Annotated in this window: 15 protein-coding genes; 9 read left to right on the forward strand and 6 right to left on the reverse strand. The window is 70.6% G+C overall.

Translation table 11 applies throughout. From position 1 onward, the window contains the following. Nucleotides 1-34: 34 nt before the first annotated feature. From ABFY20_RS06435 to ABFY20_RS06460, 6 genes are all read right to left on the reverse strand, one after another. Nucleotides 35-1138: a zinc-binding dehydrogenase gene (locus ABFY20_RS06435; RefSeq protein ID WP_368499114.1), complete on the reverse strand. Its 1104-nt coding sequence runs from the start codon at nucleotides 1136-1138 to the stop codon at nucleotides 35-37. Continuing rightward, nucleotides 1135-1986, reverse strand: a complete 852-nt coding sequence (locus ABFY20_RS06440; protein WP_368499115.1) for an ABC transporter ATP-binding protein — start codon at nucleotides 1984-1986, stop codon at nucleotides 1135-1137. The genes ABFY20_RS06435 and ABFY20_RS06440 overlap by 4 nt, the downstream gene beginning before the upstream one ends. A gap of 14 nt (nucleotides 1987-2000) precedes the next feature. Continuing rightward, a complete protein-coding gene (locus ABFY20_RS06445) occupies nucleotides 2001-2855 on the reverse strand; it encodes an ABC transporter permease (RefSeq protein WP_368499116.1) in 855 nt (284 codons plus the stop codon). After that, on the reverse strand, nucleotides 2855-3727 hold the full coding sequence (locus tag ABFY20_RS06450; RefSeq protein WP_368499117.1) for an ABC transporter permease: 873 nt from the start codon (nucleotides 3725-3727) through the stop codon (nucleotides 2855-2857). Before ABFY20_RS06450 ends, ABFY20_RS06445 begins: the two co-directional genes overlap by 1 nt. 2 nt (nucleotides 3728-3729) lie before the next feature. Next, a complete protein-coding gene (locus ABFY20_RS06455; RefSeq protein ID WP_368499118.1) occupies nucleotides 3730-4767 on the reverse strand; it encodes an ABC transporter substrate-binding protein in 1038 nt (345 codons plus the stop codon). A gap of 105 nt (nucleotides 4768-4872) precedes the next feature. Further along, nucleotides 4873-5592, reverse strand: coding sequence for a GntR family transcriptional regulator (locus tag ABFY20_RS06460; RefSeq protein ID WP_368499119.1), 720 nt, complete (start codon nucleotides 5590-5592; stop codon nucleotides 4873-4875). 201 nt (nucleotides 5593-5793) lie between these two features. Between ABFY20_RS06460 and ABFY20_RS06465 the strand changes: the two genes are divergently transcribed. The 9 genes from ABFY20_RS06465 (at nucleotide 5794) to ABFY20_RS06505 (ending at nucleotide 14586) form a co-directional block, all read left to right on the forward strand. Next, entirely contained in the window at nucleotides 5794-6639 is an 846-nt protein-coding gene (locus ABFY20_RS06465; RefSeq protein WP_368499120.1) for an SDR family NAD(P)-dependent oxidoreductase, read from the forward strand. A gap of 117 nt (nucleotides 6640-6756) precedes the next feature. After that, nucleotides 6757-7719 carry an NAD(P)H-binding protein gene (locus tag ABFY20_RS06470; RefSeq protein ID WP_368499121.1) on the forward strand — a complete coding sequence of 321 codons (963 nt, stop codon included), beginning with the start codon at nucleotides 6757-6759 and terminating at the stop codon, nucleotides 7717-7719. After that, nucleotides 7716-8531: an N-acyl homoserine lactonase family protein gene (locus ABFY20_RS06475; RefSeq protein ID WP_368499122.1), complete on the forward strand. Its 816-nt coding sequence runs from the start codon at nucleotides 7716-7718 to the stop codon at nucleotides 8529-8531. The genes ABFY20_RS06470 and ABFY20_RS06475 overlap by 4 nt, the downstream gene beginning before the upstream one ends. A gap of 1 nt (nucleotide 8532) precedes the next feature. Further along, a complete protein-coding gene (locus ABFY20_RS06480) occupies nucleotides 8533-9510 on the forward strand; it encodes an NAD(P)-dependent oxidoreductase (protein ID WP_368499123.1) in 978 nt (325 codons plus the stop codon). Nucleotides 9511-9514: 4 nt separating this feature from the next. Continuing rightward, nucleotides 9515-9922 carry a carboxymuconolactone decarboxylase family protein gene (locus ABFY20_RS06485; protein WP_368499124.1) on the forward strand — a complete coding sequence of 136 codons (408 nt, stop codon included), beginning with the start codon at nucleotides 9515-9517 and terminating at the stop codon, nucleotides 9920-9922. Beyond that, the gene (locus ABFY20_RS06490) at nucleotides 9919-10830 is read left to right on the forward strand and encodes an NAD(P)-dependent oxidoreductase (RefSeq protein ID WP_368499125.1); all 912 of its coding nucleotides are present in this window, start codon (nucleotides 9919-9921) and stop codon (nucleotides 10828-10830) included. Before ABFY20_RS06485 ends, ABFY20_RS06490 begins: the two co-directional genes overlap by 4 nt. After that, nucleotides 10827-11591 carry a carboxymuconolactone decarboxylase family protein gene (locus ABFY20_RS06495; protein ID WP_368499126.1) on the forward strand — a complete coding sequence of 255 codons (765 nt, stop codon included), beginning with the start codon at nucleotides 10827-10829 and terminating at the stop codon, nucleotides 11589-11591. The genes ABFY20_RS06490 and ABFY20_RS06495 overlap by 4 nt, the downstream gene beginning before the upstream one ends. After that, complete coding sequence (locus ABFY20_RS06500) at nucleotides 11588-13162, forward strand: FAD-binding oxidoreductase (RefSeq protein ID WP_368499127.1); 1575 nt, start codon at nucleotides 11588-11590, stop codon at nucleotides 13160-13162. The genes ABFY20_RS06495 and ABFY20_RS06500 overlap by 4 nt, the downstream gene beginning before the upstream one ends. A 38-nt stretch (nucleotides 13163-13200) precedes the next feature. Further along, nucleotides 13201-14586: an FAD-binding oxidoreductase gene (locus ABFY20_RS06505; RefSeq protein ID WP_368499128.1), complete on the forward strand. Its 1386-nt coding sequence runs from the start codon at nucleotides 13201-13203 to the stop codon at nucleotides 14584-14586. Nucleotides 14587-14593: the final 7 nt, after the last annotated feature.

The following is a 14593-nucleotide window of genomic DNA, read 5'->3' on the forward strand; positions in this document are numbered from 1 at the left end:
ACCCCACATCGACGAGTGTGGCCCAGAACGGGCCTCACGGCACAAGCACTCCCGTGATGTCGTCGAGCGCGAGCGAGCGCCGCACCACGGTGTCGATCTCGTCGAGGGAGTAACGGCGGGTGACGAAGGGGGAGGCGTCGAGCTCGCCGGAGGCGAGCATCCCCGTCCAGCGCGGGAGATCGACGGAGGGCGTGATCTGCCCGTTCTGGCAGCCGACCACCTTCTTGCCGTGCACCGTGAGCTGCAGCTGGGGCAGCTCGACCTCGGTCGCCGAGTGCGCCACCCCGGTGAGCACCACCGTGCCCGCCCGCCGCGCCATGAGCACGGCCTGGCGGCTGGCGAGCGCCGGGCCCGCCGCCTCGATCACCACGTCGGCTCCCCGGCCCTCGGTGAGCGCCTGCACCGCCGCCACCGGGTCACCCCGGTGCGCGTCGACGAGGTCGGTGGCGCCGAGGGACTCGGCGATCGCGCGCCGCCCCGGGTGCCCGTCGATCGCGACGATGCGACCCGCACCGGCGAGCCGGGCGCCCTGCACCGCCCACAGCCCGAGATGCCCGAGCCCGAGCACCGCGACGGACTGCCGGGGCTGCACGTCGGCGATCGTGAACACGGCGCCGAGCGCGGTCGACACCCCGCAGCCGAGCAGGCAGGCGAGGGAGTCGGGGAGCTCGTCGGGAAGCGGATGCACCTGGATGCGCTCCACGAGCATCCGGTCGGCGTACGCCCCCACTCGGCCGGCCGCCCGCACGTCGAGTCGCCCGCCGCCCGAGTCGAGGCTCGCCACGACGGGGTCGCTGCCGTCGAGCAGCACCGAGCACTGGTCGGGCCGCCCGATGCCGCAGTAGAAGCACGAGCCGCACTGCGGTGTGCCGGCGACGAGCACGCGGGTGCCCGGCGTGAGCCCCTCGACCCCCGGCCCGAGGTGCTCCACCACGCCGACGGCCGTGTGCCCGAGCACGACGGGCGGGGTCTTGCGGCGCATGCCGCGCCACCCCATCCAGTCGGTGGAGCAGAACGGCGCCTCGGTGGTGCGCACGACGAGCTGCCCGGGGCCGGGCTCCCGCAGCTCGATCTGCCCGACGAAGAACGGGCTCTCGAACTCCGTGAGCACGGCGGCCCGGGCGGCGAGTGTGTTCACGCCGCTGGTCCGCCGTGGATGAGGCGGGCCACGTGCCCGCGCAGCTGGATGAACTCGGGGTTCTCCCGCGTCGTGATCTGGTCGCGCGGCTCCGGCAGCTCGATGCGGATGTCCTCCACCAGCGTCGCCGGCGGTCGCGACAGCACGAGCACGCGGTCGGCGAGGTACACGCTCTCGTCGATGTCGTGAGTGACGAACAGGATGGTCATGTGGTACCGGTCGCGGATCTGCAGCACCAGGTCTTCGAGCCCCTCACGGGTCTGCGCGTCGACCGAGGCGAACGGCTCGTCCATGAGCAGCAGTTTCGGCCGGTACGCCAGCGCCCGGGCGATCGCCACGCGCTGCTGCATGCCGCCCGACAGCTGCCACGGGTAGCGCTTCTCGAAGCCCCGCAGCCCCACAGCCTCGAGCGACTCGGCGACGAGCTGCCGTCGCTCGTCCTTCGAGATCGACGAACCCTGGAGCGGGAACGCCACGTTGCGCTCGACGGAGAGCCAGGGCAGCAGGGAACGGCTGTAGTCCTGGAACACCATGGCCATGCCGTCGGGCACGCCGGTGCTGCGCACCCCGTTCACCCACACGGCGCCCTCGCTGGGCTGCAGCAGCCCGGCCAGGGTGCGCAGGAGCGTCGTCTTGCCGGCGCCCGAGGGGCCGACGATCGAGACGAACTCCTTCGGCTGCACCGAGAAGGCGAGGTCGCGGATGGCCTGGTGGGCGCTCTCGCCGCGACCGTAGGTGTGCGAGACGTGGTCGACCACCACGGCTGCACCCGGCGTGCCGGGGGCGGGTGGGGCAGAGGCGGATGTGGTGGCCGGTGAGGGGGCAGCCGCGGTCGTCTGGTCGGTCATGGGAGCACCGTCTTTCAGATCTTCTGGCGGGAGAGCCGGTGCCAGGAGAGCACCCGGCCCTCGACCAGGTCGAGGAGGGAGTTGAGGAGCAGCCCGAGGAGGGCGAGGGCGAGCATCCACGACCACATGTCGAGGAGTTGGAACCGCCCCTGCGCCTGGATGAGCTGGAAGCCGATGCCGTTCGTGGCGAGGATGAACTCCGACACGATGGCCAGCAGCAGCGCCGCCGTCGACGCGATGCGGAGACCGGCGAAGATCTTCGGGCTCGCGGCGGGGAGGATGATGCTGAACAGCCGGCGCACCGGCGAGACCTTGAACACCTTGCCGAGGTCGAGCATGGTGCGGTGGATCGACCCGACGCCCGCGGCCGTGTTGATGAGCACGAACCAGGAGACCCCGTAGGCGATGAAGATGACGCGCATGTCGTCGCCTCCGCCGAGCAGGATGATGAACAGCGGCAGCGTCGCCGTGGCCGGGATGGAGCGGAGGAACTCCACGATCGGCGTCACCGTCTCGCGCGAGGCGCGGCTGAGGCCCATCGCGGTGCCGATCACGATGCCCCAGGCGGCTCCGAGGGCGTAGCCGGCGAGCATCCGCCCCACCGTGGTGAGGAAGTCTCCCGTGAACACCGGGGTGACGAGCTGCTCGCCGCCGAAGAGCAGCCGCACGAGGTTCTGGCCGATGGCCGAGGGCTGCGGGAAGAACGGCGAGGGCCAGAGCGCGGTCGCGAGCTGCCAGAGCGCGACGAGCACGGCGAGCGGGACGATGAAGTACGCGATGCTCACGAGGATGCTGCGGCCGTGCCGCGGCCGGTCGCGACGGGCCGCGGCGGTGGAGGGCGAACCCTGGGTGCGGTCGATGACGGCCATCAGCTTCCCTGCCTCGTCGTGGAGTCCCAGCCGAAGTAGCGGCGTTCGAGCCACCCGATGCCGAGGTTGATGACGAGCCCGAGCAGGCCCGCGGTGACGGTTGCCGCCAGCACGGCGAGGTACGACTCGGCGTCGCCGTAGGCGCGCTCGCGCGAGATGAAGGCGCCGATGCCCTGGGCGCCGCCGGCGATGAGCTCGACGGTGATCACGACGATGAGCGCGATCGAGGAGGCGATGCGGATTCCTGTCACGATGAACGGGGCTGCAGACGGGAGCACGATGCGACGCACCACGCCGAAGCGGCCGACGCCGAAGCTGCGTGCCATCTCCTTGGCGTAGGGATCGACGTCGTGAACGCCGTACAGCGTGTTGAACATGATCGGCCAGACGGCGGCGAAGACGACGATGACGAGCTTCATCTCGAGCCCGGCGCCGAGGATGAGGAGAACGAGCGGCACGAGCGCCACCGGCGGGATGGGGCGCATCAGCTCGACGATGGCGCGCGCGCTGCGGTAGGCGGGCTTGAACAGTCCCAGCGCGATGCCGAGCGGCACGGCGACGGCGCAGGCGATGAGCATGCCGTAGACGTAGGTGAGAAGGGTGGCCAGCACATCGGCCCGGAAGTCGGCCTCTGTCCAGAGCAGCACCGACTTGGTGAGCACGCTCGAGAACGGGGGGAGGAAGTCGGGGTTGACGAGGCCTGCGCGCGAGACGATCTCGAGCAGCAGGGCCAGCCCCACCGCGCCGGCGAGCCCGCGCCAGAGCGCGGTGCGGCGGGGGGCCCGCCCCCGCGCGCGAGTGCGGCGCGGGGGCGGGGACGTGGCGGCGGCAGTGCCGCCGGGGGGGCTCGTGGACGTCACGGCGATGGCCACGATCAGCAGCTCTCCGGCGCGGGCAGCACGTGTGCGGCAAGGTCGTACTCTTCGGTGAGCCGGCCGCTGGAGAAGTAGACGTCGGCGTTGCGCTGGATCTCGTCGAGACGGTTCGAGGTCTGGTACTCGAGCATCACTTCCTTGGCGGCCACCTCGGCGGGAGCACCGAGGAACGCCGAGAACTGCTCCTCGAAGTAGGCGCGGTCATCGACCAGGGCGCCCTGCGCGTCGAAGATCGCGCACTGGATCGCCGCGATGGTGTTCGGGTTCTTCTCCGCGAACTGACGCGAGGCCACCCAGCCCGACTCGGCCATGCCCTCATAGTCGTCGGCTCCGTAGTCGAACACGCTCACGCTGCCGAGACCGCGAACGGCGGCGAGCGTCGGGCCGACCGCGCTCGAGGCGTCGACGGTGCCCTGCTCGAGGGCGGCGGCGACCTCGCCGTAGGGCAGCTCGACCCAGTTCACGGCGTCGGGGTCGAGGTCTTGCTTCAGCATCGCGTCGCGCAGCTTGATGGCGTGGCTCGACGAGAGCGAGATGACGTTCACGGTCTTGCCCTCGAGGTCGGCGAGCGACGTGATCCCCGACGATTCGAGCGCTTCGAGGGAGCTCGTGCCGGGCGACGACGCCCACCCCTCAGCGATGACGACGAGGTCGAGGCCCTGCTTGATGGCGTCGATGACGCCGAAGTAGCTGGTGTTCGCCGCTGCGGCGTCGCCCGAGATCACCGAGGTGACCGCCACACCGGAGTTGTCGACGAAGTACGGCTCGATGGTGAGGCCGTACTCGCTGCCGAACTCGTCGGCGGCGAGCTGCAACGGGATGGTGCCCGGCCCCTTGATGCCGGTGAGCGAGACGTCGGTCACCTCAGGGGCGTTCGGGTCGCCGGCCGCAAGGGTGTCGGCTGCGCCGCCCGATCCGGAATCGGCGCCGGGAGCGCAGGCTGCGAGCGAGGCTGCGAGACCCAGTGCGAGCGCCCCTCCCAGGGTGCCTCTCGCGATGCGGTGTCGGCCCCGGCTGTGCTGTGAGCGTGCAGGCATGATGACGTCCTCTCCATTGAGTTCAGATCACGTGTGTTTGTCAGACAATATGATGATCTGGCTGAATGGTCAACCCGTCTGCCCGCCCGCACCGCGGGCCGGAGCTCAGTTCTGGTCGGAGCCGTTGTCGGCCTGCCGCAGGTGCAGCAGGGCGGTCTTCGAGGCGTTGCGCACGTGCGTGGCGCAGAGTTCTGCGGCCTCCTTCGCGTGCCGCTTCTTGGCCGCCGAGGCCATGGCCCGCAGCTCCGTTGCGGCCTCGACGGCGCGCCCGGGCTCGGCCATCGAGGTCGCCCGCAGGATGCGCACCCTGGCCTGGATGCCCTCGATGATGTTCTGCAGAGTGGGGCTCGCCGCGCCCTTGATGAGCACGTCGTAGATGCCGTCCTTGGCGTCGAGCACGAGCTTGATCTCCTGCTCGCCGGTGGAGAACTCCGCGAAGTTCTCGACGGCGTCGTCGAGGCGGGCGAGCTGTTCGTCGGTGGCGCGCTCGACGAATCGTTCCACCAGGATCGATTCGAGCACGGCGCGGATCTCATAGAGGTCTTCGGCCTCCGCGAGCGAAGGGGCGCTCACGATCGCCCCGCGCTGCGGCACGACGGTGACGAGGCCTTCGCTGGTGAGCTCGCGCAACGCCTCGCGGATGGTGGTGCGCGAGACCCCGAGCTGCTCGATGAGCTCGCGCTCGACGAGGCGCTGGCCGGGGCGCAGGGTGAAGTCGAGGATCGCCGAGCGGAGGGCCGAGATGACCTGTTCGCGCAACGGGGCCGCGACGCGGTCGACGTGTGCGCTCGACCAGGCTTGAGAGAGGGTGTTGGGAGCGGTCATCGTGCCTCCTTCGCGGCGGGATGGTGTGCCGATCATACAGCGGGCACGCATCCTGTCTGTCAGCCGCGCGGCGGGCCGGGTTGCGCCGGATGCACGGGGGGCGAGAATATATTACTGTCAGACAATCCGAGGTGAGACTCAGGGCGCGAGGGAGCGCCCGGCGCCCGGAGCGGCCCTGGGCCGTAGAGGAAAGGCGGCACGATGACGTACGCAGGGCTCGAGGGCAAGGTCGCGATCGTGACGGGAGGGACCGGCGGGATCGGGTCTGCGGTCGTCGACAGGCTTTCCGCCGCAGGTGCGAAGCTCGTGATCGTCGATCTCGACGGCGATCGCGCGAAGGCCGCCGCCGACGCTCTCGACGGCGAGGCCATCGGGGTGCAGGCCGACGTGTCGACCGAGGCCGGGGTCGACTCCTACATCGAGGCGGCGATCTCCACCTTCGGGTCGGCCGACCTGCACCACCTGAACGCCGGCATCGCCGGCAAGCCCGGCGTGCAGCTCACCGACGCCGCGGTCGACGAGTGGGACGCCGTGATGGCGGTGAACCTCCGCGGCCCGTTCCTCGGCACCCGGGCGGCGCTGCGTCATTTCGTGAAGACCGGCACGACGGGTTCCATCGTCGTGACCGCCTCGATCGCGAGCCTCCGCGGCGCCGCCGACCTGCTCGCCTACACCACCTCCAAGCACGGCGTGATCGGTCTGGTGCACGGCGCTGCGGTCTACGCGGGCCCGATCGGAGTGCGCGTGAACGGCGTGGCCCCGGGCATCGTGCCCACCCCGATCTTCGGTGAGGCGGGCATCCAGGACATGAAGAAGCGTGCGAGCACCTCGCCCCTCCGGCGGGCCGGGGAGCCCGACGAGGTGGCGGCGGCGGTGGCGTTCCTCTTGAGCGACGACTCCTCCTACGTGACCGGCGCCGTGCTCTCGGTCGACGGCGGAGCGAGCGTGCAGAACACCAACCGCTACGGCGGCGGTGCGGGACTCTGGGACCCGGCGGGCATCGACGACGACCTCGTCTCCGCCTGGCGCGCCGGGGTCGAGGGCTGACCGTCCGACGCCCGTCGACACAGATTGTCAGACGATATTGACATCATACAATCCGTGCGACAGCATGGAGCCACGGGGCGCATCGATGCGACCCGGCAGTTTCGAAGGGGAAACCGCATGAACATCGTCACCGGCGTAGGAGGCTACGTCTCCGCATCCGTCGCCGAACGGCTGCTCGAGGCGCAGGGCGCCGACCAGCTCGTGGTCACCAGCCGCGACCAGAAGACCCTCGAGGCCTGGCGTGGCCGCGGAGTCGACGCCCGGTACGCCGACTACAACGACAAGGCCTCGCTCCTCGAGGCCTTCCGCGGGGGCGACCGCCTGTTCCTCGTCTCGGCGATGGAGGCCGGGCCGAGCCGCCAGGGGCAGCACCGCAACGCCGTCGAGGCGGCGGCGGAAGCCGGGGTGCAGCACATCGTCTACACCTCCTTCATCGGCACCGAGCGCGACGAGGTGAACTCCGTCGAGGTCGCCGACCACAAGTTCACGGAGGCCCTCATCCGGGAGAGCGGACTCACCTGGAACGTGCTGCGCAACAACCAGTACGCGGATGCGATGGCCGAGAACCAGGCGGCGATCGCCATCACCTCGGGGCAGAGCATCGGCAACACCGGCGACGGGCTCGTCGGCTTCGTCGCGCGCTCCGACGTGGCCGCGGTCGCCGCCGAGATCATGCTCGGCGCCGGAGAACCCGACACCGGCTACGACGTCACCGGGCCGGAGCTGCTGAGCTACCGACAGGTGGGCGAGATGATCGCCGAGCTGAGCGGTGCGCCCATCACGATCGTCGACCTGAGCGACGACGAGATGTATGCGATGTGGGACGCCCTCGGCGTGCCGCGCGACGCCACAGGCGACTTCTCGAAGTCGCCCGTGCCGTGGGGGAGCGACGGGATGGTGACCTTCGGCCGGATGATCAGGGCGGGCCACCTGGCCAGGCTCACCGACGTGGTGGAGCGTTTCACGGGCCGTCAGCCGAGGGCGCTCCGCGACCTCATGCTCGAGCGCCGCGGCGGCTGGCCTCCCGCGCCCGCCGGCACGGCCAGCGAGGCCGACACCGAGGGAGCTGACGTCGCATGAGCGACCAGTACGAGTTCACCATCGTCAAGTACGGCACCCGCCACGGGCACCGGGCCGAGGTCTACCTCAACTACCACGTGCACGGGCAGCCCGACGGGCCGATCGACATGGACTACTTCGTCTGGGTCGCCCGCAACGCCGAGCGCACCATCCTCTTCGACACCGGCTTCTCGGTGCAGGGCGGGGCGAACCGCAACCGCACCTTCGTCGCCGAGATCCCCGACATCTACGCGGCGCTCGGGATCGACATGGACGCCGAGCAGACCCTCGTCGTCACCCATGCGCACTACGACCACATCGGCAACCTCGCCGCCTTCCCGAAGGCGCGCATCGTCATCGCCCAGGCCGAGCTCGACTTCTGGCTCTCCTCGATGGGCGAGCGCTCCCAGTTCGCCTGGTCGACCGAGCCCGAGGAGATCGACGCGTTGCGCACGGCCGTCGAGGAGGGTCGCGTGACGACCTTCACCGACTCGATCGAGGTGGCGCCCGGCATCGAGCTCATCCAGGTGGGCGGCCACACCCCCGGCCAGGCGATCGCGCGCATCCGCACAGCCGACGGCGATGTGCTGCTCGCCTCCGACGCCGTGCACTATTACGAGGAGTACGACGACGACATGCCGTTCGCCTTCGTCGCCGACCTGCCGGGTATGTACGCCGGGTTCGACCGCATCCGCGAGCTGCTCGACGGCGGCGTGAGTCACCTCGTGTGCGGCCACGACCCCTCCACCCTCGATCGTTTCACCGCCGTCACCGCCGGCCCGCTCGCCGGCATCGCCGCCACCATCGGCACCCCACGAAAGGACCCCGCCTGAGATGACCGATCCCACAGCGACCGATCGGCCGGCGACGACCGACCGCATCGGCTTCATCGGCCTCGGCAACATGGGCGGCCGCATGACCCGCCGCATCGTCGACGGCGGGGTGCCCGTGCGGGGCTTCGACATGCAGCGCGCCGCAGTCGAGGCGGCGGGCGCGACGCCGCTCGAATCGGCGGTCGCGGTCGCCGAGCAGAGCGACGTGGTGTTCCTGTCCCTTCCCGACAGCAAGGTGGTCGAGCGGGTGCTGCTCGCCGACACGGCCTTCATCCCCGCGCTCCATGAGAACGCGGTGGTCGTCGATCTCAGCACGGCGTCGCCGTCGTCGACCCAGCGCATCCACGAGAAGCTCGCGGCGCGCGGCGTGCACTACCTCGACGCGGGCATCTCCGGCGGCGCGGCGGCAGCCGAGAAGGGCGCTCTCACCCTCATGGTGGGCGGCGACGCCACGGCCCTCGACCGGGTGCGGCCCGTGCTCGCCCACTTCGCCACGAACGTCTTCCTCATGGGCGGCTCGGGCGCCGGGCACTCGACGAAGCTGCTCAACAACTTCCTGAACGCCATCAGCCTCTCGGCCACCGCCGAGGTGATGGTGGCGGCGAAGAAGGCGGGGCTCGACCTGGCGACGGTGCTCGACGTGCTGAACGCCAGCTCCGGCGTCAACTTCGCCACCCTCAACCGCTTTCCGAAGATCATCACGGGCGACTACCTCAAGGGCGGCCTCACCAACGCGCTCATGATGAAGGACGTGGTGCTCTACGTCGACCACCTGCACGAGCTCGGGGTCGCCTCGCTCAACGCGCCGGGCCCGATGGCGAGCTTCGGCCTCGCCCAATCACTCGGCTACGCCGACCAGATCAGCAACACCGTCGTCGACGCGATCGGAGACGTCTCGGGCCATGTGCGCCTGCACGAACCCGAGACCCCCGATTCGCCCGCAGCCGGCACGGCACGACCCACCGACACGAAGGACTGAAGCCATGACCAACCACGACGCGACCAGGGGCGAGACCTACGAGGCCGGCCTCCAGGTGCGCCGCGAGGTGCTCGGTGCCGAGCACGTCGAGCGCTCGCTCGGCGCGGTGACCGAGTTCTCTCGCCCCATCCAGGAGCTCGTCACCGAGTACTGCTGGGGAGCGGTCTGGACGAGCGACGGGCTCGATCGTCGCACCAGGAGCCTGCTCAACCTCGTCATGCTCACGGCGTTGAACCGGCCGCACGAGCTCGGCGTGCACGTGCGCGGCGCGATCCGCAACGGGGTCACCGTGGAGGAGATCCAGGAGGCGCTCCTGCAGACCGCGGTCTACGTAGGGGTGCCCGCCGCGCTCGAGTCGTTCCGTGTCGCCGAGTCGAAGCTCACCGAGATGAAGACGGCCGGCGAGCTGTGAGCGACGTGACCCGCCCCGTCGTGGCGTTCATCGGCCTCGGCAACATGGGCAGCCCCATGGCCGAACGCCTCGTGACGGCGGGCTACCACGTGATCGGCAGCGACGTCGCCGAGGCCGCGCGCGAACGCCTCGTCGCCGCGGGCGGCGAGAGCGCCGAGAGCGCAGCGGATGCGGTCTCCCGCGCCGACCTCGTCATCCTCATGCTCCCCAACTCGGCGATCGTCGAGGCCGTCGTGACAGGTGGCGACTCCGAGGGCGGTGGCGTGCTGGCGGTGGCCCGCCCCGGAACCCTGTTCGTCGACATGAGCTCCTCCGAGCCGCTGCGCACGCGCGCGCTCGCCGAGACGGTCGCCGCGGGCGGCGCGCGTCTCATCGACGCGCCCGTGAGCGGTGGCGTGAAAGGTGCCGTCGCCGGCACCCTCACCATCATGGTGGGAGGTGCCGAGGCCGACCTCGCCGACGCCCAGGGTGTGCTCGAGGTGCTCGGCAAGCCCGCCCTCGTCGGCCCGGTGGGCGCGGGTCACGCGCTGAAGGCGATCAACAATCTGATGTCGGCAGCCCACCTCTGGGTGACCAGCGAGGCCATGCTCACCGGCATCGCCTTCGGGCTCGACCCGAACGTCATGCTCGACGCCATCAACACCTCGAGCGGGCGGAGCGGGTCGACCCAGCTGAAGTGGCCGAACTTCATCGTGGGGGAGACCTACGACTCGGGCTTCGGCCTCGCCCTCATGCTGAAGGACATGCGCATCGCCACCGGTCTCGCCGAGAGCCTCGGTGTGCCGCACACGTTGAGCGACCGGGCCGTCGAGCATTGGACGACCGCCGACGCCGAGCTCGGCGTCGGCGCCGACCACACCGAGGTGGCCCGATGGCTGCGGCAGCAGGAGAAGGAGAACAAGTCATGACCGCCGAGTCCGCCGACGCCCGCAAGGCCGAGATCCGCCACGAGTACGAGGCCGCCCACGGCGAGTGGGACGGCGGAACGCAGGCCGTGCTCGACCTCGACCCCGAGTTCCTCGCCGCGTACTCGAAGCTCGCCGCCGTTCCCGACCGGGTGGGCGCCCTGCCCGAGAAGGTGCGCCACTTCGTGCGCCTCGCCGTCGCCGCGAACTCGACCCACCTCTATCTGCCGCCGGTGCGCGGCCACATCCGTCGCGCCCTCCAGGCGGGTGCAACACCGGCCGAGGTGATGGAGGTGCTCGAGTGCTGCGCCACCCTCGGCATCCACTCGATGAACATCGGCGTGCCCATCCTCGTCGACGTGCTCGAGCAGGAGGGCATCCGCACGGGTGCCGCCGAGCTCGACGAGTACCAGGAGCGCCTCAAGGCCGAGTTCACCGAGAAGCGCGGCTACTGGCACAGCTTCTGGAACGAGATCCTCGAGCTCGCCCCCGAGTTCTTCGACGCCTACACCGAGTTCAGCTCGGTGCCCTGGGTCTCCGGGCCCCTGGAGCCGAAGGTGAAGGAGTTCATGTACATCGCCTTCGACACCGCGGCCACCCACCTCTACACCTCGGGCCTGCGTCTCCACATCGAGAACGCGGTGCGGTACGGCGCGACCGCCGCCGAGATCGTCGAGGTGATGGAGATCGCCGCCACCCTCGGCATCCACGGCGTGTTCGAGGCAGCCCCGGTGCTCGTCGAGGAAGCCAGGAAGCTGTCATGACCCGGCCGGCCCCGGATGCCTCGCCCTACGAGCTGAGCGCTGACGCCGAGCAGCGCTTCCGCGAGCTGCTCGGCGACGACGCCGTGGTCACCGACCGGGCGGGCCGCGACGACTACGCCGACCCCTATTGGATCAAGGGAGACCGCAGCTACGACTCCTCCGCCGTGCTCTACCCCTCGAGCACCGAGGGGGTGCAGGCCGTCGTGCGCCTCGCCGACGAGCTCGAGGTGCCGCTCTGGGTCTCGTCGCAGGGCCGCAACAACGGCTACGGCGGGCCCTCGCCGAGGGTCGCCGGCTCGGTGCTGGTGAGCCTGCGCCGCATGAACCGGGTGCTCGAGATCAACCCGACCCTCGCCTACGCCGTGGTGGAGCCGGGCGTGAGCTGGATGGAGCTGCACGCCGCCATCGCCGAGGCCGGCCACAACGACCTGCTCGTCTCGGTGCCCGACCTCGGCTGGGGATCGGTGGTCGGCAACTCGCTCGACAGCGGGGTCACCTACCTTCCGCTCGGCGTCGACTTCCAGGCCCCGACCGGCATGGAGGTGGTGCTCGCCGACGGGTCGCTGCTGCGCACCGGGATGGGCGCCCTGCCGAACTCGAAGGCGTGGCACACCTACAAGCGCGGGCTCGGCCCCGTGCTCGACCCGCTGTTCGTGCAGTCGAACTTCGGTATCGTCACGAAGATGGGCTACTGGCTCATGCGCAAGCCCGACGCCTACGCCCCGCTCTTCCTCACGGTGCCGCGCACCCACCAGCTCGAGCAGGCCATCGACATCCTGCGCGAGCTCCGGCTCTCCGGTCTCATCCGCGGCGTGCCGGTGATGCAGAACACGCTCACCCTCGCCTCCCACTTCCCCGAGCTCCTCGGCCCCATGCAGGCCGAGGGCACCCTCGGCGAGGAGCAGCTCGACGCCCTCGCCGACGCCTCAGGGGTGGGTCGGTGGGGGATGCGCACCGCGGTCTGGGGAGACGAGGTGGTCGTCGCCCGCCAGGTCGAGCGCATCACCGAGGCGTGGTCGGCGATCGACGGCGCTCGGGTCGACCACCACCGCACCTTCCTCCGCGACGAGTGGGACCAGATCGTCGACTTCGCCGACAAGGTGCAGGCGGGCATCCCGAACCTCGACATGCTCGAGTCGATGCCCCCCGGCTTCGGCCACGTCGGCTTCTCGCCGGCGGTGCCGCTCGTCGGCAGCGAGATGGTGAAGGTGGTCGAGCTGATGGAATCGACCGTGAAGCGCGAGACCACGGCGAGCTTCCTCGTCGGCATCTGCGTCGCCAACGAGCGCACCGCCGTCGTGGTGGGCGGCTTCGGCTTCGACACCGCGAACGACGCCGACGTGCGCGACGCCTACCGCACCGTGAAGACCATGATCCGCGAGGTCGGCGAGCTCGGCTACGGCGAGTACCGCGCCCACCTCGATTTCATGGACGAGGCGGCCGCCGAGTACTCCTTCGGCGACCACGCCTACCTCCGCTTCGTCGAGCGCATCAAAGACGCCGTCGACCCGAAGGGCATCCTCTCGCCCGGCAAGCAGGGCATCTGGCCCGCGAACCGCCGCACCACCTGATCTGCACCATCCACCCACCCCGCAGTAGAGGAGCAACGATGCCCCACCAGATCACCGAGGCCGATCTCGCCGCCTTCCGCTCCGAGCTCGCCGGGCCGCTGCTCGAGCGCGGCGACGACGGCTACCAGGCCGAGATCGACGGCTTCAACTCGCTCTCGCCGATGGCACCCGACCTCGTCGTCGGCGCCACCGGCGAGGCAGACGTCCAGGCCGCGGTGCGCTTCGCCGCCGCCCACGACCTCGAGGTCGTGGTGCAGGCCACCGGCCACGGCTCGTACCGCGGGGTCGATCACGGCCTCCTCATCCGCACCCACCGGCTCGACTCCGTCACCGTCGATGCGGAGGCGGGCACCTACACGATCGGTGCCGGGACGCGCTGGATGGGCATCCTCCCGCAGCTCGCCGAGCACGGGCTCGCCGCCGTGACAGGCTCCTCGCCGAGCGTCGGCGCCGTCGGGCTCACCCTCGGCGGGGGCGTCGGCCCCCTCAGCCGCACGCTCGGCTGGGCGGCCGACCGTGCGGTCTCCTACCGGGTGGTGATCGGCGACGGCTCTGTGGTGGAGGTCGACGCCGATCACCACCCCGACCTGTTCTGGGCGCTGAAGGGCGGCAAGGTCGGGCTCGGCGTCGTCACAGAGATGACGCTCGAGGCCGTGGCGCTGCCGCAGATCTTCGGCGGCGGCCTGTTCTTCGCGCAGGAGCACATCGACCAGGTGCACCACGCCTGGCTCGACTGGGCGGCGACGCTTCCCGAAGCGGCCAACACCTCGATCGCCATCCTCCGTCTTCCTCCCGAGGGTGTCCCCGAGCCGCTGGCCGGGCGCACCCTCGCCCACGTGCGCTTCGCCTACGTGGAGGAGGGAGCGGATGCGGCCCGGCTCGAGTCGCGCGGGGCCGAACTGCTCGCGCCGCTTCTCGAGGCGGCCCCCGTCTACCTCGACTTCTGCGGCCTCCTCCCGACCTCCGAGGTCGGCACCATCCACGCCGAGCCGTTCGGCCCGCTGCCCATCTGGGAGCGCGGCGAGTTCCTCGACGAGATCGACCACGACTACGTGCAGGCCGTGCTCGACCAGGCCGGCGGCTCGGTCGAGTCGCCCTTCGCCACCGTCGAGACCCGCCTGCTCGGTGGAGCCATCGCGCGCGACGCCGCCCTCCCGAACGCCATCGGCGGCCGCGGCGCGAAGTACTCGCTGCTCGTCATCGCCGCGGTCATCCCCGGGCTGAACGACGAGGCGCTGCCGGTGGCGGGGCCCGCTCTGTTCGACGCCGTCGCCGACTACTCGCACGACGAGATCAACTACAACTGGGCCGGCCATCCGACGCCCGCCGCCTTCAGGCGCCTGTGGCCCGCCGAGACGGCGGCGAAGCTCGCCGAGGTGCGGAAGCGGTACGACCCGGCCGGCACCTTCGCCTACGGCCACTGACCGCCCT

Source organism: Herbiconiux sp. A18JL235 (genome assembly GCF_040939305.1).
In the GTDB taxonomy this organism is placed as follows: domain Bacteria; phylum Actinomycetota; class Actinomycetes; order Actinomycetales; family Microbacteriaceae; genus Herbiconiux.